Below are 25,207 nucleotides of genomic sequence, written 5' to 3'. Positions count from 1 at the left end.
CGGCGCCCCGTGCGTTCAGGACGGGTTGGCCAGGGGCGCGAGTGCGGCCGCCAGGGTGTCGACGGTCCACCGCTCGGACTGCTCGACCGTCTCGGCCATCGCCCACGGCTCGACACGCTTCACCACTCCACCCTGGGAGAAGAACGTCTCGCCGTTGAACGGACACGTCTCGCCGCTGAGGTACGCCACGAGCGGCGACACGTTGGCAGGATCCCACTCGTCCAGCCCGCCCGCGGCCGGTGCCATGATGTCCTCGAGGCCCGGCGTGGCGAGCGTGAGTCGGGTGCGAGCGGCCGGAGCCACGCAGTTGCTCACGACGTCGTAGCGGGACAGTTCCTTCGCAGCGATCTGGCTGAACGTGGCGATGCCCGACTTGGCCGCCCCGTAGTTCGCCTGCCCCGGGTTGCTGAACAGCCCCGACGTGCTCGCCGTGTGGACGAGGTTGCGTCGCTTGGTGCGCCCGGCCTTGTGCTCGCTGCGCCAGTGCACCGCTGCGTGTCGCGTCGGCGCGAAGTGACCCTTCAGGTGGACCGCGATCACGTCGTCCCACTCGGCCTCGGTCATGTTGACGATCGTCCGGTCGCGCAGGATCCCAGCGTTGTTCACGACGATGTCCAGGTCACCGTATGCGTCGATCGCCGTGGCGACGAGGCGACCCGCACCGTCCCAGTCGGCCACGTCGTCGTCGTTCGCGACGGCCTCGCCGCCGGCGGCGCGGATCTCCTCGACGACCTCCTCGGCCGGCGACGCATCACTGCCCGAACCGTCGTTGTCGCCACCGTGGTCGTTGACGACGACACGAGCCCCGAGCGAAGCGAACAGCAGTGCGTGCTCGCGCCCGAGCCCACGGCCCGCTCCGGTGATGATGGCGACTCGCCCGTCCAGTGACGTCATGCGAGCACCGTAGTGACCCGCCCCGATCGATCCGCAATCCCGCGACGACCCCGACGGCTCATCACCGGCGACGCTCAGAGGAAGATCAGGTCGACGACCTGCTGTCGTCGGAACAACGCGCCCACCGCAGCGTCCTCACCGTCGACCGTCGCCTGAACGAACGTCCCGTCGGTGGTGCCGAGCAGGTTGCCGATCGCGAAGCCGTTCTCGATCAGGAGTGCCTCGGCATCGGCGTAGGTCAGCCCGTCGAGGTCGGGGAAGGCGATGCGGTCGGGGCCCTTGGACACCTGCACGGTGACGGTCCCACCCCGTTCGATCGAGGAGTCCGCAGCGAGGTCCTGGCTGACGATCACGCCGACCGGGACGTCCTCGCTGAACACGTCCTCGCCCTGTGACAGATCGAGTTGCACCGCCTCGAGCGCTGCCGCGGCCTGCTCGATCGTCTGACCGGCGAGGTCGGGCACCACACGCGGTTCGGGACCCATCGAGAGGGTCATCACGATCGTCTCGCCGGGGAGGATCTGGGCACCGGCGCGCATGCTGGCGTCGGCATCGCCCTGGACCTGCCAGGAGATCACCGCGTCGGGCGGCACGGTCTCGGAGAACTGCCGCTCGGGCGCCTCGATCCCCACGAGGCCGAGTGACGCCAGTTGCGTCACCGCGGCGTCGAACGTCACTTCGTCGAGTTCGGGGAGGATCCGGAACTCGGGTCCGGCGCTCAACACGAGGGTGAACGGCTCGCCTTCCTCGAGTTCGACCCCGGCCGCAGGGTCCGTGCGGATGACGGTGTCGGGCACCGGGAACGAGTCGCTGCGTTCGGTGACGACGGAGATCTCCCACTCGTTGCCGGCGATCTGGTTCATGGCTTCGTCGTCGGGCACGCCGGCCAACACCGGCACCTCGAACGACTTCGGCTGCAGGAGAAGTGAACCGGCGTAGCCGAGCGCACCGAGCCCGGCGAGGAGCAGCACGACCAGCAGGGCGACGGACGCGCGCGGACGCCGACGACGCTCGTCGTCGTAGAGCACCGGCTCCGACGGATCGACCGTGTCGTCGTGGGCGGCCACGACCGGAGCGACCGTCGTCGGCTGATCGGCGATCCTCCGACCATCGTCATCGTCATCGTCATCGTCATCGGCGTCGTCATCGTCTTCGGCATCGGCGTCGGGATCGGGATCGGGATCGTCCCGAGTGGTGGCGTCGGTCGTAGCGGCCACGCCGAGCACCGGACCGAGGACGGTCGGCGGTTCGGGAACGGTCGGTGGTTCGGGGACGGTCGACGGTTCGGGAACGGTCGGTTCCGCCACGACGACCGACGACTCGAGTGGGTCATCGGATGGTCGATCGGGACCGGTGGCCGACTCCGCGACCTCCGCGTCCGGTGTGTCCGACGCAACAACCTCTGCGGCAACGACCTCGCCTTCCCCCTCCGGTTCCTCGAGCGTCTCGGCCGACTCCGACGCAGCGGCGGTGTCGACGGGTTCAGCGGCCGACGTGGCCGCAGGCGCAACGGTCGTGGTCGCCGTCTCGGTCGTCGGTTCGTCGTCGGACTCCAGGCCGGGTTGAGTGAGGATCCGGTCCGACTCGGGCGGTCCGACGGTGGCAGCAGCGACGCCGGCAGCAGCAGCGGCGACTCCCGCAGCAGCGCCGATCGCCACGCCGGATTCGTCCACTCCGGACAGCCCGGGAACCGGAGCGGGCCGTTCGACGCCACCCGTCGGGTCGGTGGGGCGACGCATCGCCGTGGTGTCGAACCTGCCGCTCGTGATGATCGGGATCGGCTCGGGCTTGGACAGCCGCGGTGCAGCCTGGACGAGGGCCCTCCCGAACTCGGCGGCGGTGAAGCGATCCGGCGATTCCGGTCGGCCGGCGCGCTCGAGGACCGAGGCCAACGCGCCCAGGTCGGCCGACACCGGTAGCAGCTTGTCGACGCGCCCTGCGAGGGTCGCGACGGTGGAGTCGGCAGCGAACGGCACCACCCCGGTGACCGCCTCGATCATCACCAGCGCCAGGGCGTACACGTCGGTCTTCGCGTCGATCGGGAGCCCGAGAGCCTGTTCGGGCGACGCGTAGCGCGCCACGTGCGTGGGAACGGCGGACGCGTCGACCCACGCGGGTTCGGCGAGCAGCCGTGCCATGCCGAAGTCGACGACGCGCAGTCTGCGGTCGGCACCGAACACCATCTTCGACGGCGTGAGCTCGGTGTGGAACAGACCCTTCTGGTGTGCAGCGTCGAGCGCACGACACGCTTCGAGTCCGATGACGAGCGCCTGACCCGGCTCCAGCAGCCGTCCGCGATCGAGCAGATCGCGCAGGCTGCCGCCGCCGAGCGCATCGACGGTCCAGAAGACGGTGGACTCACCCGACAGTTCGATCTCTCCCCAGTCGGTCACCGACGCGATGTTCGGATGCGTGAGGGCGTTCGAGATCTCGGCGAGCCTGCGGAACTTGCGCCGGAACTCGGGTTCCACGGCGTGTTCGGGCCGCACGATCTTGACGGTGACCGGGCTGTCGGACTGGATGTCGATCGCGTCGATGATGACGGTGTTCGCTCCGGTGGACACCACACGGGCGACCCGATACCGGCCTGCGAGCACGTGCCCGTCGAGGGCGCCGCCGCTCGACTTCTCGCGTTTTCCGTCCACGTTCTCCACCTCGCGAGACGCTACCGCCTGCACGAACTTCGACGGTCCCAGGCACACTGAAGGTGTGAGCGACACGGACGTAGATCCCGTCGAAGGCGCCGACACCGACATCGGCACCGACGCAGCGGTGCCCGCCGTCCCCGACCTCGACGGCGACACCACGCCCGACGACCAGGGTGCGGAGCCCGGAGCGGCTCGTCGCCGCATCGACTGGGGACTCCTCGTCGCCTGTCTCGTGATCGCCGGTGGCCTCGTCGCCATCGCCTGGGGCGTCGGCTCCGCGATCACCGGCTCCGACGGCATCGACCGTCCCGACGCCATCGAGGACCTGTCGCCTGTCGAGAACGCACAGCAGGCGTTCCAGCAGGAACAGATCATGGTCGACCTCGAGTTCGGGTACGAGGCCGAGTTGATCGTCGACGGAATCGAACTCCCGACCTCCCGGATCGGTGAGTTCTCGGGCGACCTCACGCCCGAGAGCGCCGGGACGCAGGTGTCGGCCCCGCCCACTGCGGTCTTCGACCCCGGCAACTCGATCATCACCTTCCGCCCCAGCGACGATGCGCTGATCCAGAGCTACAGCGAAGGCCGGCACACGGTGCAGGTCGTCTTCTGGAAGACCGACGAGGGGCGCGAGAACGCTCGCAGCTACCGCTGGTCCTTCGACGTCGTCTGACCAGGATCTGCCTTGACAGCACTGCACCACGGCGTGATCCACCGACATTTGGATCGTGATACGATCCATTCTTCGTGCCGAGATCACTCCCCCGCGACCAACTGAACAGGTTCTTCGGGATCAGGTCCCGCACGGTGGCGCTCATCGTGGTGATCGGGTTCGGCGGCGGCGCGCTGGGCGCGGCGTACCTCTTCGTCCTGGACGTGCTGTCGGAGCACATCGGCCCCGAACAGTGGAACGATGGCGGTCAGATCGCCGTCCTCGTCGTGACCGGCGTGATCGTGAGCCTGCTCGTCAAGCTGCTCGGACGGACCGCCGACGTGGAACTGCTCGTCGGCAACATCCACGTCCCGGGCACGACCGATCCCGGGACGAGCGCCTCCGGTCCGGACTCCGGCGGGCGGCTGCGGGCGCTGATCCCCGTGTCGTTGCTCTGTATCGGTGCCGGTGGAACGCTCGGGCCCGAAGCGCCGCTCGTCACGATGACGGGCACGCTCGCCAGCCGCCTCGCTCGCCGATCGGGGCTGAACACGTCGGACCGGCGGGTTCTCGCCATCACCGGGATGGCCGCCGGTTTCACCGTGCTCTTCGGCGCTCCGCTGGGCGCAGCGGTCTTCGCCCTCGAGATCCCCCACCGCCGTGGGCTCGAGTACTACGAAGCGATCGTCCCGGCCGTGATCGGTGCCCTGTGCGGCTTCGCCGTCTCCACCACCTTCGGCGGGTTCGGCCTCGAACCGCTGTGGAACCTGCCGAGCGTCAACATGGTCGACGGCGTCGATCTGGCGTGGGCGGTGGTCGCCGGCGTCCTCGGCGCAGCGATCGGTCTCACCTTCACCCTGCTCGTCGGTGTCCTCCGACGTGTCACGATGCGGGTCCCTCCGTCGGTACGACCTGCCGCCGGTGGCCTCGTGCTCGGCACACTCGCCCTCGTGAGCCCCGGCGCGCTGACCAACGGCGAGGTCCAGATCATCGCGCTCGGTTCGACGGACCCGCTCACGGCGACGCTCTTGGTGGCGGGTCTCGCGAAGCTCGCAGCGGCAGCCGTGGCGCTGGTCACCGGATGGCGTGGCGGGTTCATCATCCCGCTCTTCTTCACCGGCTACACCCTGGGGCGGGTCGCGGCCGACTGGCTGGGGATCGATCACACGTGGATGTTCGTCGCCGCCACGATGGTCGCAGCCAACGTCGCGGTCACCAAGACGCCGATCGGCTCGACGCTCGTGGTCACCGAGATGTCGGGGCTCACGCTCGGCCCGGTCACCATCATCGGCGCCCTCACGAGCCTGGTCCTCACGTCACCGATCGGTCTCATCGACAACCAACGTCGGCGCTTCGACGTCTACGAACCCATGGGCGGCGAAACCGAATCGAGCACGGCGTGATCGATGCCGACCGGAGCGGGCACGACGAGGAACCGGGCGATCCGGGTGACCGGCTGCCGGTCGACCACGATCCGGCACTGACCGACGACGACTACCGATCCCTCGCCGAGTTCCGCCACGCACTGCGGCGGTTCCTCGCCTTCTCCGAGCGCGCCGCGCGCGATCACGACATCCCGCCCGCTCAACACCAGCTGCTCCTCGCGATCCGGGGATCCGCGCCCGGACGACACCCCTCGACGAGCGACCTCGCCGAGGTGCTCCAACTGCGGCTCCACTCCGTCGGCGAGTTGATCGACCGCGCCGAGTCCAACGGATTCGTCGAGCGTCAGGAGGATCCCGACGACGCGCGCCGCTCGCTGCTGGCCCTCACCGAACGCGGCCGGTCGGTGCTCGGTGCGCTCTCGGTCCTGCACCGCAGGGAGCTGCGAACGTTCCGCACCGAACTCGCGGCGATCCTCGACCAACTCGATTGAACGGGCACGCCCGACCCGACCTCACCGCGTGCCCGAGTGAACGCGTGCCCGAGTGCCGCCGGTCGACCGGGGTGGACCTGGCGGAGCGCACTCGGTTCCGGGAATCGATCGGCCCAATTGTCAGTCCAGCCTGACACGACGGTTGACGATGTCAGGTCAACCTGACATCCCGGTCATCAGGTACCTGGAGGTGAGGGCTCCTGGCGGGCGGAAGCAGTGTCGGGCTGATCTGGCAGCGAGTCGTCGGTCTCGTCGGTCTGATCGGGCGGGGCGTCGGCGGTGTCGGGGACGGCGTAGCGGTCGGGGAGGTCGCCGGTGTCGAGCAGCACGACGAACTCGGCTTCGTCGATCACCGGGACGCCGAGCGACTCGGCCTTGGTCATCTTGCTGGCCCCCGCCGATTCACCGGCCACGAGAGCGAACGTCTTCTTGCTCACGCTGCCCGGGCTCTTGCCCCCGCGCGAGGTGATCGCCTCGGCGGTCTCCTCCCGGTTGAAGCCCGAGAGCGTGCCGGTCACGACCACGGCGCGTCCTTCGAGCGTCTGCGGAATCGCCGCACGGGCGGCGGCTTCGCGTTCGGCCGCGTCGGGATCGCCGAAGTTGACGCCCGCCGACCGGAACTTCTCGATGTACGCCTGGTTGGCCTCCTGGGAGAACCATTCGGACACGGTCGTCGCGATCACGCCGCCGACCCCGTCGACCGCCGCCAACTCCTCGACCGACTTGGACGTGATCGAGTCGAGCGTGTGGAACGCGCCGGTCAGCGCCGCGGAGGCCGATGGGCCGAGGTGGCGGACGCCGAGCGCCGTGAGGAACTTGGGAAGCGGACGATCGACCGACTTCTGGATCTCGGCGACGAGGTTCTGTGCGCTCGTCTCGCCGACCCGGTCGAGCTCGACCAACTGTTCGACCGTGAGCGAGTAGAGGTCGGCGGAGTCGCGGACCAGCCCGGCTGCGGTCAGCTTCTCGACCATCTGCTCGCCCAGCCCCTCGATGTCCATCGCGCCGCGTGAGGCAAAGTAGGCGATCTTGCCGTCACGGGTGGCCGGGCAGTCGGGAGCCAGGCAACGGGTGTCAGCCTCGCCCTCGGGCTGGGTGAGCGGCGTGCCGCACGCCGGGCAGTCGTCGGGGAACCGCCACGGGACACTCCCCTCCGGTCGCTCGTTCGTGGCGGCCGGGCCGACGACCTCGGGGATCACGTCGCCCGCCTTGCGCACGATCACGGTGTCACCCGGCCGGACGTCCTTGACCTGCACCTGCTCGCGGTTGTGGAGTGTCGCCATGCCGACCGTCGAGCCGCCGACGAACACCGGATCGAGCACGGCGAACGGCGTCGCCCGTCCGGTCCGTCCGACCGACACCTGGATGTCGAGCAGCGTGGTGGTGCGTTCCTCGGGCGGGAACTTGTAGGCGATCGCCCAACGCGGCGCCCGCGAGGTGAACCCCAGGACGTCACGCTGGCGCAGGTCGTCGACCTTGATCACCACCCCGTCGATCTCGTAGTCCAGATCGTGACGATGCTCCTGCCAGTGCAGGCAGTGGTCGGCGACCTCGTCGACGGTGTCCAGGAACTTCACGTGCTCGTTCACCGGGAAACCGAGCGCACCGATGAACTCGAGTTGGGACCCGTGGCTCGCCAGATCGGGCGCATCTCCCGGCGGGTCGAACACGAGTTGGCCGAGTTGGTAGCTGAAGAAGGACAGCTCGCGGGCTGCGGTCTTCGCCGCATCCTTCTGGCGCAGGCTGCCGGCGGCGGAGTTGCGAGGGTTCACGAACGGCTTGTCGCCCGCTGCGGCGGCCCGTTCGTTCAACCGCTCGAACGCCGACTTGGCCATGTAGACCTCGCCGCGCACCTCGAGCACCCGTGGCGCCGGATGCTGCGCGTCGCCGACCTGGTGGGGGACGTCGTCGATCGTCCTGACGTTCGCGGTGACGTCCTCGCCCGTGCGACCGTCGCCTCGCGTGGCGGCGCGCACGAACGCCCCGTCCTCGTAGCGCAGACTCATCGCCAGGCCGTCGAACTTCAGCTCGCACACGAACCGCGGTGTCGAGCCGTCGAGCCCCTTGACCACACGGTCGGCCCACGAACGCAACTCGTCGCGGTCCATCGCGTTGTCGAGGCTCATCATCGGCACTTCGTGCTGCACCGGCTCGAACGTGGCGCTGATCGCTCCGCCGACCTGCTGGGTCGGCGAGTCCGGCGTGATGAGATCGGGGTTGTCGGCTTCGAGTTCGCGGAGCTCACGCACCAGCGCGTCGTAGTCGGCGTCGCTGATCTCGGGGTCGTCGAGCGTGTGGTACCGCTCGTTGTGGTGGGCGATCTGCGTGCGGAGGTCGTCGATCCTCACGGCGGGCTCGGGGCTCATCGGAGCCGACGGTACCTCGCCGATCGAGTCGCCCGTTCAGGCGCCGAGGGCGAGCTTGCTCGACGTCGCCTGAGTGCTGACCTTGTGACCGAGTTCCGATGCCAGGCGCGCCACTTTGCGAGCGCTCGACACCTGATGCCGGGAGAGTCCGCACTCGGGGGTCACCAGGGACTGGCGTCGGATCCGTCCGGCATCGACGCCGCGCTCCACCAGTTGACACCACACGTCGCTCAGTTGGTTCCAGTAGCGGTCCACGCGCACGGTGATCGGGCCGGTGGTCGGGATCGCCCCCCAGGCGACGACGCCACCCGTGTCGAGGAAGCGGCCGATGTATCCGGCGTAGTCGACGAGGTCGGTCGAGGCCGAGATCGAGAGCACCTGCGGCCCGGTCTCGAGCATCGTGGCGATGTCGGCGCGTCCGCAGCAGTGCACGCCGACGGCGACGTCCGGCCCGACGGCGGCCATGCCGGTCGAGACGAGATCGACGGCGACATCGGGCGGGATCGGGAAGTCGGGAGACATCAACTCGGTCATCCACGGTTCGTCGAGCAGAAGCAACTGCGGGCTGTTCGGCAGCGCCTCGCGCAGCGCGTCGGCGATCTGGCTCACGTGGTGGCGCACGGCGTTGGCCGCGATCGAGAAGGCCTGCGCGTTGCGGACCCCGGCGCGCTGGAGAGCCACGCCGAGCGTGACCGGCCCGACGAACTGCCACTTGATCGGCTGGCCGTCGAGGTTGATCTTCGCGGCCAGGTCGAGGAACGCGGTGAGCCCCGCGAAGGCGTCGGTGCCGAGACCTGTGGTGATCGGAACGTCGACGGTGAGGCCGACCGGGTCGATCGCGAAGCTGCCGTACTGGCCGAGCGACACACCGGGCAGCCCGGCGATCGCCTGCGCGATCATCCCCTCGGCCGGCGAACGCGTCGGCAACGACGGAACGGTCGCGATGTCGAACTCGGCAACCGAGAACGCTGCTGCGGCCGCTGCGTCGCGATGCGGCAAGCTGCCGATGCCCACCGACTTGCCGTTCGCGAACGCCGCGACCGATGCAGGCGCGTGCGCACCGACGGGTGCCGGGATCGGCGCGTTCGGCGACGTCATCGACACACGTTGCCCCTCGGGTGCCTCCGTCACCAAACTGTGGGATGGCCGATCCCCGATCCCCGTCGCAGTCCACGCCGCCCGGCCACGCCGGCGCGGACCGCAGCACGGGCCCCGGGCCGGGCACGTTGTCGGCACGTGTGGTCCCGTGGGCAGCGCGAGTCGCGTGGGTGCTGGTCGCCGTGGTCGGCGGCAGCGCCCTCGAAGCGGCCGTCGACGGGCGGAGTACGGCCGTGCGGTGGACCGTCGCCGTGGGCGGCTGGGGCGTGTTCGCGGCGATCGCCGTCGCGTTGTCGATCCCCTCGGTCCGTTCGCTCACCGTGGCCCGTCTCGGAACACCGCTCGCGCCGGTTGCGGCGGTCGTCGCTGCGGTCGCCGGGGCGCCCGGCGTCGACGTCGCATTGCTCGCCGCACCGGCGACCATCGCCGTGATCGCCGCGTTCAGTGCCGAGTTCGGCCGGTGCATGGTCCAGGCCTCGGCCTACGGCGACGAGGACCGACTCCCCTTGCGCAGCCCGGTGCCCGTGGGCACCGCCGCCGTCGCCTCCTGGGTGATCTGGGCCGCGGCCGTCGTGGCCGCCCCGCTCCTGCTCGCCGCGAAGAACTGGATCGGTGGCGTACCGCTCGCGGCACTCGCCGTGGCGGCGACCGTGCTGCTCGGGCCGCGCTGGCACAAGATGTCGCGGCGGTGGCTCGTGCTCGTGCCGGCGGGCATCGTCGTCCACGACCCCGTGGTGCTCGCCGACACGTTGATGGTCCGCACCGACCAGTTGCTCGGCATCGGACTCGCACGAACCGACACCCAGGCCGCCGACCTCACCGGCCCGGCGAGCGGCTACGCGGTGCAGATCGACACGAGCGAGACGGTGTCGACGGTCTTCGCCTTCACGCCACAGGAGCCGAACGGCAGGGCGATCCACATGACCGGCTTCCTCGTGGCTCCGAGTCGCCCCGGCGAGGCACTCCGCCTGGCCGCGGCCCGTCGGATCCCGATTCGCTGAGTCGTCGGCCCGCGTCAACGATCGACGACGCGCCACGCCGCGGGGAACAACACGCCCGCAGCCAGCATCTTCACCACGTCGCCCGCCAGGAACGGCCGGACACCGAGCGACCACGCCGTGGGATCGGAACCGAACACAGGGACGTCGACGACGTGGGCGAGCCACGCCGCACCGATCACGTACACGGCGAGGTTCGCGACGACGACCGCCGCCACGAACGTGACGACGTTGCGGTCGCGACCGCGTTCGGCGGCCGCGCCGACCAGCACCGCCATGAGCGGATACGCAACGAGGTATCCACCGGTCGCCCCCGTGAAGTACTCCCATCCGCCGTTCGCATCGGCGAAGAACGGGAGCCCGACGATCCCGGCGATCAGGAACAAGCCCATCGACGCGGCGCCGCGACGTGCGCCGAGCGACCCACCGACCAGAACGGCGACGAACGTGGCGAGGTTGATCGGGACGGGCGTGAAACCGAGCGGGATCCGCACCTGCGAGGCGGCGGCCATCAGCATCGAACCGGTGACGACGAGCAGGAGGCTCCGTTCACGCAGTGTGGGGATGACGTCGGCGAGCACGCTGGGTGCACGCGTCGGCAGAGGGAGGGTGGTGTCGGCCATGTCGAATCTCCTGGGGGGAGGGAGGGGGTGGGGGTGACGGATCGAAACTCTCAGGCGAGCGGTGTCCGCTCCAAATCCGTCGACGCCATGGACAGATGGTCAGAGACAGATGCCGCCGCCGAGCACCCGACGGTCGGTCTCGTCGTAGAACACGACGCTCTGGCCCGGCGCGATCCGACGCTGTGGCTGGTGCCACCTGACATCGACCCCGCCGTCCGACGACGGTGAGATGTCGGCGATCCGGGTCGCCCCGTGCGCACTCGCCTGCACCCGTACCCGGCCGTGCACCGCGCCGTTCACCCAACTCGTCCTGGTGACCTCGAGCGCCGGCCGGAGCAGATCGGCGTCGTCGCCGACCGTCACGACCTGATTGGCGACATCGACGTCGACGACGTACTGCTTCGGGCCACCGCCCGGCAGACCGAGGCCCTTGCGCTGGCCGATCGTGACCATCTCGACGGACTCCACCGCACCGACCCGGGTCCCGGCCGTGTCCACCACGTCGGCGGGGCGGAATGCGATGCGATCACCGAGGAACGACTCGCGTCCGTCGGACTTGGTGATGAAGCAGACGTCCTGGCTGTCGGGCTTGTCGGCGGTCCGCAGGTCGATCTCGGCCGCTCGGGCGCGGACCTCGGACTTGTCCATCCCACCGACCGGGAACATCGTGCGGGCCAGTTGCGTCTGGTCGAGCATGTGCACGACGTAGCTCTGGTCCTTCTTCGTGTCGTGTCCACGCTCGAGGGTCAGCGTGCCGTCGTCGAGCGAGCCGATCGCAGCGTGGTGACCGGTCGCCACCGCATCGAAGCCGAGCAGTTCGGCTCGTTCGGCGAGACGCGCGAACTTGACCTCCCGGTTGCACTCGATGCACGGGTTCGGTGTGACGCCGCTCGCATGGGCACGCACGTACGGCTCGACCACGTGGGTGTCGAAGTCGTCACCGAAGTTGAACACGAGGTGGTCGATGCCGAGTTGCTGGGCGACGCGGCGTGCGTCGTCGACGTCGGACACCGAGCAGCAACCGGTGTCGGAGGTGCCACCCCACAGCTTCATGGTGACTCCGACGACCTCGTGACCGGCCTGCGTGAGGAGGAGCGCGGCAACCGAGGAGTCGACTCCCCCACTCATCGCGCACATCACCTTCATGCCGACCAGGCTACGAACCATTCGGCGCCAGACACCGGCAGGTCTCGGGCCGGGACCGATCCCGGGGAACCGAACGGGCTTGCCGAACGTCACATGGGAGACGACGATGTACGTGCGCCGAACGACAGGACCCCGATGACCTTCGAATTCGATTCCATCACCAGCGAGCCCGAACGACCGGCCCGCCGGAAGCCTCGGGCACTCGCCGTGCTCGGCGCGTCGATGCTCGTGGCCGGTGCGGGCGGCATCGGGTTCGGTCTCGGGCACTCGGCCGACGACGCGGTGGCCCCGAGTGCCGCTCCCGTCACCGACACCGCAGCGACAGCCGACACTCCCGACGAACGTGCGCCCGAGACGCTCCCGCCGATCGAGCCGAACACCACCGGCGTGGCCGAGGGGGTGCCCGGGGTCGTGACCGTGGTGACGTCCGAGGAGATGGCCGGGGGCATGGACGGGGAGGTCGCCGGCGATGCCGTCGTCACCGAATCGTCGGGTGGTGGCGGGTGGACCATGTTCGGCGGCGAACCGATGACCCTCCTCACGGAACGCACCACGGATTCCGGTGTGGTCCTGCGCGCACACCTCGGGCAGGTCTGGGAACAGGACTTCTCCGGGTACGACGACTTCGGTGGGCCCGAGGGGTGGCGCCCTCCGGACTGGTGCTTCGAATCGGCTCAGGTGCGGATCGCGATGGGCGGCGGCGAGGCGACCGGCACGAGTGTGATCGACGTCGGCTCGGTGAGTTGGTGGACGACCCCGTTCGGCGGTCGATCCGTGAGTGCGCTCACGATGGGCACCGCCGACGCCAACCCTCATCGCGTCGTGTTCGTGCAGGCCCCGGCCTCGGTCGGCAACGTGACCGTGACGTTCGGTGACGGCGCATCCGACTCGACGGCACCGGTCGACGGCGTGGCGATCCTCGCGGTTCCCGGAGCGGGACCGTCGACGGACACGGGCGACGGCTGGGTCGGTCCGCCGACCGACTTCGACGTCGTGTTCGACGACTCGGCGGCCGAGGACGTCGTCGTCGACGGATCCCGCACCGGGTACAACGACCCCGAGTACCAGCAGTCCTGCTCGCCCCCGCCGCCGGCACTGCCCGAGCCGGGCGAGCAACCCGCCGACCCCGCCGCCGACGAGGCGACGATCGTCGACCTGATGGTCACGATCTACGGCGACGACGACGGCGGGAACGAGGCCCGCATCGACGACCCGACCGGCGTGGCCGAGGCCAGAGAGCAGGTGCGCGAGGGCGGTTTCGAGGAGGCCGCTGCGAACGCCGAGGCGATCGTCGAGGAACTCGTGTTCACGTCGCCGACCGACGCCTGGTTCCGCTATCGGATCGAGACCACCACCGGGATCTTCCCGGAGCGCTTCGGCATCGCGGTGAACGTCGACGGAACCTGGAAGATCACCCGGGCCACCATCTGCCAGGACCTGTCCCTCGCCGGCGGCAACTGCGGCAACGACACCGGTCAGATCCGCCCGCCCGGAAGTTGACCCGCCCGGTCGGCCGCAACAGGATTCCAGCGTTCTCCTACGGTTCGACGTCGCTCGGCGACGTCAGACCGTAGGAGAAGGCGACGTCAGCGGCGGAGGCGGGTGACGGCGCCCGTCACGGCGTCGATCCCGCGGTCGACGTCGGCCTCGGTGCTGGCGTGGCCGAGGCTGAGACGCAGAGCGCCCATCGCGACCGAGCGGTCGACGCCCATCGCCGCGAGCACGTGGCTCGGCTCCATCGCGCCACTGGCGCACGCCGACGCCGCCGATGCGCACACCTCGGCTTCGTCGAGCAGGAAGAGGAGCGACTCGGATTCGACGCCGGCGATGCACACGTGCGCCGACCCGGCGACCTTGTCCGCACGCGGCACGGTCTCGACCACGTCGTCGAGGCCGTCGAGCAACCCGTCGACCAGCGCGTCGCGCAGCGCGGCGATCCGGGGGATCTCGGTCGTCCGCTCCTCGTCGGTGAGTCGCAGCGCCGTCGCCATCGCCACGATCCCCGCGACGTTGTGGGTGCCGCTGCGTCGCTCTCGCTCCTGGCCGCCACCGATGATCAACGGGTCGATCCTCGGACCGCCGCGTTCGACCAACACGCCGACGCCCTTGGGCCCGCCGAACTTGTGCCCCGAGAGGGCGAGCAGGTCGACGTGGGGCGTCACGTCGCGCAGGTCGATCCAACTGGGCGCCTGCACCGCATCGGTGTGCACCAGCGCACCAGGTGCGAAGCGACGCACGATGCGCGCCACCTGTGCGATGTCGTTGATCGAGCCGACCTCGTTGTTGACCGTCATCACGCTGACGACCGCGACGTGGCGTCCCGCGTCGACGGCGTCCTGCAGCACCTGAGCCAGCAGGTCGAGATCCACGCGTCCCACCCCGTCGACGCCGACCACCAGACCACCGTGGTGTTCGACCACCTCGAGCACGGCGTGGTGTTCGTCGGCCGCGCACACGGCGACGCCCGGCGTCCGGGCGAGCGCCCCCGTAATGGCCATGTTGTCGCTCTCGGTTCCGCACCCGGTGAACACGACCTCGTTCGGTCGACACCCCAGCACCGATGCCACGACGTCGCGGGATTCGTCGACGGCCTTGCGTGCCTCACGTGCGAAGCGGTGCGAGCCCGACGGGTTGGCGTACGTGCCGGCGAGGAACGGCATCATCGCGTCGATCGCCTCCGGCCGCATCGGTGTCGAGGCGGCATGGTCGAGGTACGTGAGGGTCATCCGGGAATCGTGCCCGCCGACGACGCCGTCGCCACGTCCTTCACCGTCACGTCCTTCACCGTCACGTCCTGCGTCGGCACGTCCTGCGCCGGCACGGGCGTCACTGCCACGGGCCGGTCGTGACGGGTCCCTGGTACGCGCCGGGAGCCGTGGGCATGCCCGGATGGACGGGTCGGGACATCGACGCTGGTGCACCGGTGGCCCGGCCGGGTCCGTTGCGACGCTGGTACCGCGCCATCGCACAGATCAGGAAGACTTCCGGTGCGACGAAGTGCGGCGACTGATGACGGATCCGGGCGGCGAGACGGTTGGCCAGGTCTCGAGCGAGGGTCGCGCGGATCGGCGCCGACAGCGACGAGCCGCGTGTGAGGAACGAGCGGATCACGGTGTACTGGTCGACGGTGATCGAGGTGGGGTCGATCGTCTCAGCGTACTGCTCGAGGCCGGGTGGCGCACTGAACCAGAGGGCCGGTGTGCTCACGAACTTCTCCGGGTCGCGCACCACCATCGTCCCGGCGATCAGGTCACCGAGCCGTTGGTGTCGCGGCGTCAACATGACGAACAGTGCACCGGTCACGCCGCCGGGCGGGAGCAGTCGGTCGACCACTCCACCCATCGCCCGCAACGTCGCCTCCCGGAGCCGGATCGGTGCACCGTCGATGGTGACCGCCCGCAGGCCGAGCGCCATCTTGCCCGGCGTCCTCCCCCGCAGCCAGGTCTCGAACCCGATCGGATACCCGAACAGGACGAGGAACGTGGAGATCGCGAAGGCCGTGAGGACGCCCGAGTCGTCGCCCAGGAACGCGAGTGCGAGGAGGACGCCGATCATGAGCAGGAGCGCGAGCTGGATCACGAGGTCGAGCAGTCCGGCGAGGATCCGCGACGCGTACCCGGCCGCCTCGATGTCGAGCACCACGGCTTCGGGCGTGACGATGCCGCTGCGGAACTGATCGGGGGCGCCTGCGCCCTGCACCACGACGACGCTCATTCCAGCACTACCGTAGGCGGCCAATGGACATCGATGCGTTCGTCGCGACGCACCAGTACTCCTGGACACGCCTCGGCGACCTGACGCAGCGCGCCCGCAAACTGAAGTCCGTCTCCCCCGACGAACTCGACGAACTCGTCGGGCTCTACCAGCGGACCAGCAGCCACCTCGCTCACGCACGACTCGCCTACGGCGCCGACGACGCGATCGTCGGCCGGCTCACCTACCTGGTCGCCGGCGCCAACGGGATCCTGTACGGACGCCGCGAGACGAACGTCCGCCAGTCCGTCACCCGCTTCCTGGTGCTGACGTTTCCGGCGGCGGTCTGGCGGATCCGACGCTTCATCGTCGTCGCCGCTCTGCTCACGATCGTGCCGTGGGCCGTGATGCAGGTGTGGATCGGCGTCTCCCCCGACGCTTTCGACCTGACCGGCGACCCCGCCGTGACGGAGAGCTACATCGAGAACGACTTCGAGGCGTACTACTCGAGCCAGCCGGCCCAGAACTTCGCCGGTCAGGTCTTCCTGAACAACGTCCGCGTCGGAATCCTCGCCTTCGCCGCCGGCGCACTGCTGTGCGTGTTCACGGCCTTCATCCTCGTCTACAACGGCGCGAACGTCGGGATCGCCGGCGGGCTGTTCACCCACGTCGGCGAGTGGGAGCGCTTCTGGGGTCTGATCCTGCCCCACGGGCTGCTGGAGATCTCGGCGGTGATCGTGTCCGGCGCGGCCGGTCTGCGGATCGGTTGGACGGTCATCGCGCCCGGCGACCAGACCCGCTGGCAGGCGCTGTCCGCGCAGGGCCGCGACGTCGGCAACGTCGTGATCGGGCTGGTGGTCGCATTCGCGGTGGCCGGGCTGATCGAAGGGTTCGTCACGGGTCGCCCGTGGCCCACCTCGATCCGCGTCGGAATCGGAGCGATCGCGTTCGTCGCCTTCTGGGGGTGGACGATCCTCCACGGGCGCCGCGCCGACCAGATCCTCTCGGCCGAAGGCCCGCACACCTCGACGTGAGCCACACCCCGCCCTGGAGCGGGATCATCCTCACGCCGAACAGGGTGCCGACCTCGACGTGAGCCACGCCCCGCCCGGGAGCGGGATCATCCTCACGCCGAACAGGGTGTCGGGGGGTGGGGTGCGGAGTGGGATCGATGTCGAGGTCGTCGCGGCGGCTACTCGGGCGAGATGACATCGGGGCTCAGGGCTCGCAGCGCGACCGGATCGACCACGCGCGTGCGGCCGCGACCGAGAACGATCAGGCCCTCCTGCTCGAGCCGCTTCAACACGCGGTTCGCCGTCGGTCGGGTCGTTCCCGCCAGCGACGCCAGGTCCTCCTGGCGGACCGGGACGTCGACATCGCCGCCGTCGCCCCGATCGAAGAGGTCGGTCAGACGGATCAGGCTGCGGACGACGCGGTCCTCGACGGGCACGTAGAGCACCTCGAGCATCTGCTCGCTGAGACGACGAACCTGGCTCGCGAGGAGGCGGACCAGGAGGCCCTGCACGCTGGGCCGCGTCCGGCACAACTCGTCGAACGCCCGGCGATGCAGCATGCGCGTCTCGACCGCATCGAGTGCCACGACGCTCGCCGTGCGACGTGCGTCGTCGTTGATCAACGCCTGTTCGCCGAAGAAGTCGCCGGCTCCGAGGACGGCCAAGGTCAGTTCGTCACCGTCGGGGGTCGCAGTTCGCACGGCGACGCGACCTCGCTCGATGATGTGCAGGCTGTCGCCGACGTCTCCCTGGAGGAACAGCGCCTCGCGCATGGCGAAGGAGCGACGGACCAGTTGCCCGGTGACCAGGCGGCGATCGTCGTCGCTCAGCCCGCCGAAGAGGTCGATCGCCACGACTCGACTGTATGCAGCGTCCGGGTCGGCCATCGATCCGTGCGATCGATGGGGTTGTGTGTCGACGGCGACGGAACGTCGCTGCGGAGAAGCGGACACTCGACACATGCCTGCCATCGGATCGCTCCCGTCCCCACGCCTGACGCTGCGACGTCCCCGACGATCCGCCGTGGCCGCGCTCACCGCGATCTCGCTGCTGAGCGGCGCGACGGTCGCCACCGTCGTGCTGACCGATCAGCTCGCCTCGCCACCGGTCGCCCAGGCGCTCGACGCACCGATCGACTTCACTCAGCCACTGTCCGACGACTCACGCCGCGGCACCTATCTCGGGTCGCTCGACGACCAGCCCGACGTCTTCGTCTCGATCACCACCGACGAGGGACTCGTGCGCATCTACATCTGCGACGGCGACGAGTTCGGCCACTGGTTCGCCGGTGAGGTGTTCGCGAACTCGTTCGACATCACCACTCCGACCGGCGGACGAGTGACCGGCGCGTTCGCGAACGGTCGGGCGGTCGGCCTCTTCCACGCCACGGACGGCACCGTGTCGTCGTTCACCGCGTCGCTGCCCGAAGGAGACGGCGGCGTGTTCCGAGCCGATCAGACGGTCGGCGACCAACGCGTCGTGGCGGGTTGGATCGTGCAGGACGACGGCGACGTCCGCGGCGTGTCGACCGTGGTCGCTCCGGACGGCACCACCGTGACCGAGCCCGCTCCGGAGGTCGACGCGACCGACCTCCGCGTCGACCCGACCCAGACGATCCCCGTCGTCGACGAGGTACCCGTCGTGGAGATCACCCCCGAGAGCCTCACCGAAGCCGTGCCGACGGAGGCCTCGGCACCGGACACGCCGCCGGCCGAGGAAGCGGCCGAACCGCCCGCTCCTCCGCCCCCGCCGCCGGCTCCCACCACGACCGCGAGCGGCCCTGCCCCGACCGCCCCGTCCCCGGTGCTGCCGACCCAGAGCGACACGCCGCCGTCGTTGAGCTCGCAGTTCCGGCCGGGAGTCGTGGCGTCGGGTGGTACGTCGACGTGGACGGGCACGCTGTCCAACCCCGGCAAGGTCGACCTCGTCGACGTCGCCTTCGGGCTCGCGTTCCCCGATCCTGTCGTGCCCGACCTGACCTCGGTCACCACCACGTGCGCCGGATCGTTCGTGCCGATCGACCCGAAGCGCCGACTCGCCGGGGACCCCCAGGTCGTCGGGTCCGGCATCGTGCTGGCGCCCGGCGCGACGTGCACGCTCACGATCGACGTCGTCCCGGGTGACGGGGCGTTCACGGTGGTCTCCGGTGCGCCCGTGGCAGCGAACGCCCCGGGCGCCGGTTCCGTCGCCGTCGCGACGATCGAGGCCGCGAAGGTCACCGAGGCAACCCAGGTACTCGAGGAGTCGGCCGAGGAGTCGACTGGCGAGGACGGCGAGGTGCGAGGTCAGCCGGCCCCGGTCGCCCCGATCGCGATCGGCGAACCGCGTGAGCCCGACGCCCGCACGGCCGCCATCGAACCCGCACCGACCGCCGCCGCTGCCGCTGCGGTGGACTGGAACGCCTCCGTCGAGTTCGGGGTCACTCCGCTCGCGGTCCAGTTCGCTCCGTCGGAACGAGACGCCACACGCACGTTCGACAGCTGGACCGTCGTGTTCAGCGACGGCACCGGCCAGACCCGAGGGCGCGGCCCACTGACCACCGTGCCACACACGTTCGTCAACGACGGCGACGAGCCCGTCGTCTTCCATGCCGACCTCACCGCCGTCGAAGCGGACGGGAGCGTCACCCGCAGCCGACGATCCGTGACCGTGCTCCCGAAGGGATCCGACTCCGCGACCGTGGTCGCGGACACCTCGACACCGGCGACCCGTGGCGAATCCATCACACTGCCCGTGCTCGTCGTCAACCCGGGCACGAAGGTCCTCGAGGCACCGACGCTCACGCTGAAGGTGTCGGACGGGACACAGATCACCGCGAGCGCAGACGGCTGGCAGTGCACGGGCACCACCTGCACGACCGACGACGTTCCCCCGCTCGGATCGAGTCCGGTCCTGGACGTCACGCTCGGACCGATCCCACTGGCCGCACCGCCGACGATCCGGATCGATTCCGCTCTCGAGTCCCCCGGGCTCACGACCGTCTCGGGAACGATCCACCTGCGCGTCGAAGGTTTCGACGCCGACGCCGGACCCGATCAGACCGTCGACGCGACGCAACCGTCGAACACGGGCGAGCCCGTTGCCACGACCGTGATCCTCGACGGCAGCGGGTCCACCGCTGCGGTGGGGCGGCCGCGCACGTTCACCTGGCGCCAGACCGACGGACCGACCGTCGTCGTCGACACCGGGGCCGACCCCAGTGGGCAGCGCGCCCGCTTCACCGTGCCGGATCCCCTCACCGAGAACGCCACCTTCGTCTTCGAACTCACCGTGAGCGACGGCGTGAGCACCGACGTCGACACCGTCACCGTGACGGCCCTGCGCTCGAACGCGGCGCCGACGATCGCCATCGGGACCGGGTCGGCGAACCCCGCTGCGAACGGGGCGATCGTTCCACCCGTCCTGCTCGGCAGGATCTCCCTCACGGCGCAGGTGTCGGACCCCGACGGTGACGACGTGACGGTCACGTGGACGGCGGTCGGCGCACCGGACGTCCGACTGACCACGGCGGGCGACAACGTCTCGCTCCCCTGGCCGATCCCCGGCCGACCGTTCGTGTCGATCGAAGCGAAGGCGACGGATGCGTTCGGACTGACGAGCGTCGACACGATCTCGATCGGCACACCTCCGGTCCCGGTCACCCTCGCCGTCACCGCGTCGACCACCCAGGCGCCGGGCGGTTCGGTCGTCACGATGACCGCCCTGCCCAGCCGCACGAACCGTGTCACGATCGCCTGGACCCAGGTGAGCGGACCGTCGGTCACACTTCCGCGAACTGCCCCGTCTCCGCAGCGAGGTGCGACGGCACGGGTCACCCTCCCGAGCACGGTGCTCGGGCCCCAGACGATCGTCATCCGAGCCACGGCGACTCCCGCCGACGGCGCATCGCCGGCGAGCAGCGACATCTCCCTGCTGGCCACCCCGGCACCGCCGCTCTCGGTCGTCCTCGCACCCACGCAGCCGGTCGACCCCGGCCAGGAGGTGACCCTCGATGCCGTGATCGGTGGCCCCCAGGGTGCCACCGTGCAGTGGTCGCAGCTCGCCGGGCCGACCGTGGTGACGACCCGTCCGACCCAAGCCTCCGCCACGTTCACCGCACCCGACGCCGACACGCTCGTGGTCATGCGGGTCACGGTGACCGCCGGTGAACGGGTCGTCACCGCGGACCAGGCGATCGACGTCGGCACGCTCGAGCCCGCCGCACCGGTCGCCGGATGCGCAGACGGGTCCGTGCTCCAGCGCGTCGCCGACGGTGAGCGAGTGCTGCTGCTCGGGTCGAACTCGACGGTGCTGCTCGGCGACGTACCCGATGGGGGCGACGACTGCGATCCGGCGGCAACGCTCACCCACGAAGGGACCAGCGTCAACCTGTTCGACTTCATCCTCGGCGACGACCTGGCCGGAACCATCGACGACACGAAGGTCTGTTTCACGTCGGGCACGGTGCGACTGGCGTCGAAGTTCGACCTCCCCCCGATCACGATCGGCGCCATCCCGCTGTGCGTGGTGTACGCCTCGGTCGGAGGAGTGCAGAACCCGACACCGCAGGGGCTGGTGCGTCCGGCCGGTGAGCGGGGCCGAGTCGCGCAGCAGACGCCGTGTTCGTTCCCGCTGCTCGGTGATCTCCGCTGGGAAGGCGAGGTGCCGTTCTTCGACCTGCCGTCGGGTTTCACGCCCGGCACGACGATCCTCACGATCGAGTGCGACCGGCTCGCCCTCACGTCGGATGCAACGGTGGACGCAGCGGGTCGTCTCGAGTTCGCCGGCGAGATCACCGCCGACGGCGGCGGATCGACCCGTGTGACGGCGTCCGGCATCGAGCTGTTCGGAGGTTCGCTCGACGGTGAACTCCTGCTCGAGTACGACGGGTCCCTGGACGTGTCGGGAACCCTCGACGTCGTGGACCCCGACCTCGGCGTCGACGGACTGGACGTCGAACGGCTCGGCCTCTCGCTGGAGGACGGAACGCTTCGCCTGACGGGTCGGATGCTGCTCGGCGAGGCCGCGCCCCGCCTCGGGATCGAAGTCGACGGCAGCTTCACCTCACTCGACGAGTTCAGCGTCGCCGTCACCGCTGCGACCACGGAGCCGTGGGAGCCGTCGCCCGGGGTGGAACTTCCGGCCGGACAGATCGCCGGTGTCCTGGCACGGACCACCGATGGAGTCACCGTCGACATCGCCGCCACCACGAGCACACCGTGGTCGGTCGCCGCCGGTGTCACGGTCCGACAGATCGGTGTGCGCATCACCAACGCCGTCGCCCCGGACGAGTGCCCCACGATCGAGGAGGGCTCGCTGTTCATCACCCTCGGCGGCACTGCCGAGATCGAGATCCCCGATCGCTCCACGCTCACGTCCCAGGTCGAGGCCTGCCTCGGGCTCCCGTCGAACGACGACCCGGCGTTCAGCCTCCGGTCGGTCACGGCGCTCCCGCCGCTGTCACCGGACCCCGCGGTCGACTTCTCGATCGACCGCCTCGAACTGAGCGTGGAGTACGTGAGCGGTGAGATCGAGGCGAGCCTGCGAGGTGATGCACGGGTGCTGGGCATCTCGCTGTCGGCCAAGCTGCTGTTCCGCACGAGTCCGACGGGCGACGTGCTCGTCGCGCTCGCGACCGGTGACGTCCGGCCACTCGGTACGCCGATCTCGACGGGCACGATCGTCTTCTCGACGGCGAACCTGAACGACGTCGAGATCGACGACGGCCTCGTCGTGGACGTCGACGCCGGACTGTCGCTGATCGCCACCATCGACCTCGGCGAAGGGCAACGCCAACTGCTGAACGACGTGCTCTCGCCGCCGACCCCGATCGAGGGCACGCTGATCGTGTCGGCAACCCTCGGCGGATCGAGCCTCACGTTCACCGCGGCGATCGACTTCGGAGCGGACGGCATCGAGCTGTTCACGACGTGCCCGACCGCCCCGTGCGACCCCGATGCGGTGACCACCACCCGCTTCCAACTGAACTCGGGCTTCCTCAAGCTGCGGGTCGGGACGTCGGGCTTCCAACTCGGCGTCGGCGGCGAGGGTTCGCTGTTCCTCCCGCCCGCCGAGATCACCCCGACCGCCGAGCGCAGTCGGCTCGATCTGGCCGTCGAGGCGTTCTTCCGGCCACCCGCCGAGGTCGGCCTGTCGTTCTCGCTGCTCGCCGACGACGGATGGCCCGACGCCGTGGGGATCCCCGGGCTGACCGTCAACGCCCTGGTCGCTCAGGGATCGATCGACTTCACGGTGCCCAATGCCCCGGTCCCCTCGATCGGCATCCTCGCCGAGGTCAGCCGTCTCCCCGATCCGCTGGCGGAGCTCATCGGCTACACGAACAACGGTGAACCGGTCCGGATGGCGATCAACATCGCCCCGAAGAACCCGATCGTCGACATCTCGGTCGGAGTCCGTGACGAGCGTGCCGTCCTGAAGCCGCTGGCGGCGATCGACGGTGACGCCACCGACCTCGACGACGCCCTGACGATCGACAACGCGTCGATCGTGTTCGCCCCGCTCGGTGGGTCGATCGGATCGATCACGTACGAACCGGGGGTGTCGATGAGCTTCGGCGCCACCCTGCTCGGCACGCCGATCCAGGTCGACGCCAGCGTCGACGTCCCCGGGCTGCGGATCCAGGCCTCCGTCTTCGTCGGCACGTTCGAGATCAACGGCATCACCGTGAACGACACCGACGTGCTGTTCGATCTGCAGCCACTCGGATTCCGAGCGCGGATCTCCGGCGGGGTCGACATCCCCGACGGCCCGAGCGTCGCTGCGACCTTCGACGTCCAGGCGGGTGTACTCGAAGCGCTGGCACCCGCGTCGGCCCCGCTGCCGAGTACATCGCTCCCCCGACCGACCGCCGGACTCTTCGTGATCGTCGACATGGGCGCGGACACCTGGAACATCGCTCCGGGGACGTCGCTCCGGAACTTCGAGCTGCACGCAGAGGCCTCGCTCGACGCAGTGGAAGCCACGTTCGATGCGTCGTTCTCCGCACGGGCCGACGCCACGGTGATGGGCCAGGAGATGGCCTTCGAAGGTGAGGCGACGTTCGCCGACGGCAGCTTCGAGGAGATCCACATCCGTTTCAACCCGGGCAACATGAGCGTCAACGGCGTCGTGATCTTCGGCGACGGCCGCTGCCAGACCTCGCTGGTGGGAACTCCACCCCCGACGACCTCGACCGGAGGGCGAGGCGCTTTCAACGGACCGTTGACACCCACCGCTCCACCACGGCTCGGCACCTCCGGCGCGTGTTTCCAACTCGACTACGTCGCCGCCGCCAGTCCGCCGATCGCGATCGGTTTCAACGGCGAACTGGCAGCCGGTTCGGTGAAGGCCCAGGTGAAGGCGCTCGTCGACGGCCGGCTCGCGAGCTTCGAGGGAACCGTGGCCCTCGGCGCCCTCGGGAGCCTCGACGTCGACGGCACGCTGTTCCACGGTGCCGACGCTCTGCTCGCCGACCAGCGGGTGAGGGTGAAGGACGCCACCACGACCGTGCGGCCCTCGCCGGGGTCGTGGCGGATCGACGGACGATTCGACCAGGGCCGAGCACTCGGCGGCGTGTCGGCACCGTGGGCCTTCTCCGCCGGATCGGTCGACCCGTTCGGATCGCCGACCCGCACCACGTGGGGCCAACTCTCCGGAGCGGTCTCGCGGCCGGGGTTCAGCGTCACGGTCAAGGGTGACATCGTCTTCGTGAACGGCCAGATGCGGTACACCCTCGTCGGTCAGTCGGCACTCAGGGTCGACGAGAGCGCCCACGTCATCAACTCGAACCCCGACCCCAATCCGATCACCGGGGGCGACGCCGCAGCCAACTCGCTCCACTCTGCGATCCGATTGGCCGTGTTCGCAGCGGACCCGGCGCCGCCGTCGCATCAGAACGGTCCGTTGGAACAGGTCGTCGGACGCTTGTACGGCAGCGCGAGCTACCGGCTCGAGATCGAGGTCCGACACGACCGTGCGCCGAGATTCGACTTCGAAGGGGCGTCGGAGATCCTGTACTCCGAAGCCTTCAAGCGGGGTTCCTCCACGAGGTTCGTCGAGGAGACTCGGACCCGGTGGAACGCCCCGGTGAGTTTCCGGGTGGCGGTCAATTCCGCCACCGGCAGAGCCTGCTTCCGATGGGGCGAACCCGGCGACTTCGCCACCCAGCAGTGGGGAAGCTGCTGACAGTGCCGGGATTTCCCCGTTGTGTGTCGGGCATGAC

General features: G+C 69.7%; 16 protein-coding genes. 7 read left to right on the top strand and 9 right to left on the bottom strand.

The features are described 5' to 3' along the window. Nucleotides 1-15: 15 nt before the first annotated feature. Entirely contained in the window at nt 16-894 is an 879-nt protein-coding gene (locus ABJK40_RS14430) for an SDR family oxidoreductase (RefSeq protein ID WP_348479712.1), read from the bottom strand. Nucleotides 895-968: 74 nt separating this feature from the next. Next, nucleotides 969-3,548: a PASTA domain-containing protein gene (locus tag ABJK40_RS14425; protein WP_348479711.1), complete on the bottom strand. Its 2,580-nt coding sequence runs from the start codon at nt 3,546-3,548 to the stop codon at nt 969-971. 55 nt (nt 3,549-3,603) lie between these two features. On the opposite strand from ABJK40_RS14425, the gene ABJK40_RS14420 reads away from it, so the two are divergent. The 3 genes from ABJK40_RS14420 to ABJK40_RS14410 all read left to right on the top strand — a co-directional run bounded on the left by ABJK40_RS14420 (nt 3,604) and on the right by ABJK40_RS14410 (nt 6,070). Continuing rightward, nucleotides 3,604-4,215 (top strand): hypothetical protein, encoded by a 612-nt coding sequence (locus ABJK40_RS14420; RefSeq protein ID WP_348479710.1) that lies wholly within the window; start codon nt 3,604-3,606, stop codon nt 4,213-4,215. Between the two features lie 74 nt (nt 4,216-4,289). Beyond that, a complete protein-coding gene (locus ABJK40_RS14415; protein WP_348479709.1) occupies nt 4,290-5,597 on the top strand; it encodes a chloride channel protein in 1,308 nt (435 codons plus the stop codon). Beyond that, entirely contained in the window at nt 5,594-6,070 is a 477-nt protein-coding gene (locus ABJK40_RS14410; RefSeq protein WP_348479708.1) for a MarR family transcriptional regulator, read from the top strand. Before ABJK40_RS14415 ends, ABJK40_RS14410 begins: the two co-directional genes overlap by 4 nt. 176 nt (nt 6,071-6,246) lie before the next feature. Here the strand turns inward: ABJK40_RS14410 and ligA are convergent, their stop codons facing one another. Then, on the bottom strand, nt 6,247-8,436 hold the full coding sequence (gene ligA, locus ABJK40_RS14405) for an NAD-dependent DNA ligase LigA (RefSeq protein WP_348479707.1): 2,190 nt from the start codon (nt 8,434-8,436) through the stop codon (nt 6,247-6,249). Nucleotides 8,437-8,472: 36 nt separating this feature from the next. Continuing rightward, nucleotides 8,473-9,534 (bottom strand): hypothetical protein, encoded by a 1,062-nt coding sequence (locus ABJK40_RS14400; protein ID WP_348479706.1) that lies wholly within the window; start codon nt 9,532-9,534, stop codon nt 8,473-8,475. A 44-nt stretch (nt 9,535-9,578) separates the two neighbouring features. Between ABJK40_RS14400 and ABJK40_RS14395 the strand changes: the two genes are divergently transcribed. Next, nucleotides 9,579-10,535, top strand: coding sequence for a hypothetical protein (locus tag ABJK40_RS14395; RefSeq protein WP_348479705.1), 957 nt, complete (start codon nt 9,579-9,581; stop codon nt 10,533-10,535). A gap of 14 nt (nt 10,536-10,549) precedes the next feature. Here ABJK40_RS14395 and ABJK40_RS14390 read toward each other — a convergent pair whose 3' ends face one another. Both ABJK40_RS14390 and mnmA read right to left on the bottom strand, forming a co-directional pair. Beyond that, entirely contained in the window at nt 10,550-11,155 is a 606-nt protein-coding gene (locus ABJK40_RS14390; RefSeq protein ID WP_348479704.1) for a biotin transporter BioY, read from the bottom strand. A gap of 99 nt (nt 11,156-11,254) precedes the next feature. Further along, a complete protein-coding gene (gene mnmA, locus ABJK40_RS14385) occupies nt 11,255-12,301 on the bottom strand; it encodes a tRNA 2-thiouridine(34) synthase MnmA (protein ID WP_348479703.1) in 1,047 nt (348 codons plus the stop codon). A gap of 135 nt (nt 12,302-12,436) precedes the next feature. On the opposite strand from mnmA, the gene ABJK40_RS14380 reads away from it, so the two are divergent. Further along, nucleotides 12,437-13,801 (top strand): hypothetical protein, encoded by a 1,365-nt coding sequence (locus ABJK40_RS14380; RefSeq protein ID WP_348479702.1) that lies wholly within the window; start codon nt 12,437-12,439, stop codon nt 13,799-13,801. Between the two features lie 86 nt (nt 13,802-13,887). On the opposite strand, the gene ABJK40_RS14375 is transcribed toward ABJK40_RS14380, so the two are convergent. Together ABJK40_RS14375 and ABJK40_RS14370 are read right to left on the bottom strand one after the other, a co-directional pair. Next, a complete protein-coding gene (locus ABJK40_RS14375) occupies nt 13,888-15,027 on the bottom strand; it encodes a cysteine desulfurase family protein (RefSeq protein ID WP_348479701.1) in 1,140 nt (379 codons plus the stop codon). A gap of 100 nt (nt 15,028-15,127) precedes the next feature. Continuing rightward, complete coding sequence (locus ABJK40_RS14370; RefSeq protein WP_348479700.1) at nt 15,128-16,015, bottom strand: RDD family protein; 888 nt, start codon at nt 16,013-16,015, stop codon at nt 15,128-15,130. 23 nt (nt 16,016-16,038) lie between these two features. Between ABJK40_RS14370 and ABJK40_RS14365 the strand changes: the two genes are divergently transcribed. Next, a complete protein-coding gene (locus tag ABJK40_RS14365) occupies nt 16,039-17,028 on the top strand; it encodes a stage II sporulation protein M (RefSeq protein WP_348479699.1) in 990 nt (329 codons plus the stop codon). 158 nt (nt 17,029-17,186) lie between these two features. On the opposite strand, the gene ABJK40_RS14360 is transcribed toward ABJK40_RS14365, so the two are convergent. Further along, nucleotides 17,187-17,861, bottom strand: a complete 675-nt coding sequence (locus tag ABJK40_RS14360; protein ID WP_348479698.1) for a Crp/Fnr family transcriptional regulator — start codon at nt 17,859-17,861, stop codon at nt 17,187-17,189. 106 nt (nt 17,862-17,967) lie between these two features. Between ABJK40_RS14360 and ABJK40_RS14355 the strand changes: the two genes are divergently transcribed. Beyond that, on the top strand, nt 17,968-25,170 hold the full coding sequence (locus tag ABJK40_RS14355) for a hypothetical protein (protein WP_348510328.1): 7,203 nt from the start codon (nt 17,968-17,970) through the stop codon (nt 25,168-25,170). Nucleotides 25,171-25,207: the final 37 nt, after the last annotated feature.

The organism is Ilumatobacter sp., from assembly GCF_039969435.1.
Classification (GTDB): Bacteria; Actinomycetota; Acidimicrobiia; order Acidimicrobiales; family Ilumatobacteraceae; genus Ilumatobacter_A.
The sequence above is the reverse complement of the archived record's forward strand: the minus strand, read 5'-3'. Positions and strand labels throughout refer to the sequence as shown.

Excerpts from the sequence above, each read along its gene's own strand:
- ABJK40_RS14375 (WP_348479701.1), bottom strand. The coding sequence starts at position 15,027 with ATGACCCTCACGTACCTCGACCATGCCGCCTCGACACCGATGCGGCCG.
- ligA (WP_348479707.1), bottom strand. The coding sequence starts at position 8,436 with ATGAGCCCCGAGCCCGCCGTGAGGATCGACGACCTCCGCACGCAGATC.
- ABJK40_RS14355 (WP_348510328.1), top strand. The coding sequence starts at position 17,968 with ATGCCTGCCATCGGATCGCTCCCGTCCCCACGCCTGACGCTGCGACGT.
- ABJK40_RS14430 (WP_348479712.1), bottom strand. The coding sequence starts at position 894 with ATGACGTCACTGGACGGGCGAGTCGCCATCATCACCGGAGCGGGCCGT.
- ABJK40_RS14380 (WP_348479702.1), top strand. The coding sequence starts at position 12,437 with ATGACCTTCGAATTCGATTCCATCACCAGCGAGCCCGAACGACCGGCC.
- ABJK40_RS14400 (WP_348479706.1), bottom strand. The coding sequence starts at position 9,534 with ATGACGTCGCCGAACGCGCCGATCCCGGCACCCGTCGGTGCGCACGCG.
- ABJK40_RS14390 (WP_348479704.1), bottom strand. The coding sequence starts at position 11,155 with ATGGCCGACACCACCCTCCCTCTGCCGACGCGTGCACCCAGCGTGCTC.
- ABJK40_RS14365 (WP_348479699.1), top strand. The coding sequence starts at position 16,039 with ATGGACATCGATGCGTTCGTCGCGACGCACCAGTACTCCTGGACACGC.
- ABJK40_RS14370 (WP_348479700.1), bottom strand. The coding sequence starts at position 16,015 with ATGAGCGTCGTCGTGGTGCAGGGCGCAGGCGCCCCCGATCAGTTCCGC.
- ABJK40_RS14395 (WP_348479705.1), top strand. The coding sequence starts at position 9,579 with ATGGCCGATCCCCGATCCCCGTCGCAGTCCACGCCGCCCGGCCACGCC.
- mnmA (WP_348479703.1), bottom strand. The coding sequence starts at position 12,301 with ATGAAGGTGATGTGCGCGATGAGTGGGGGAGTCGACTCCTCGGTTGCC.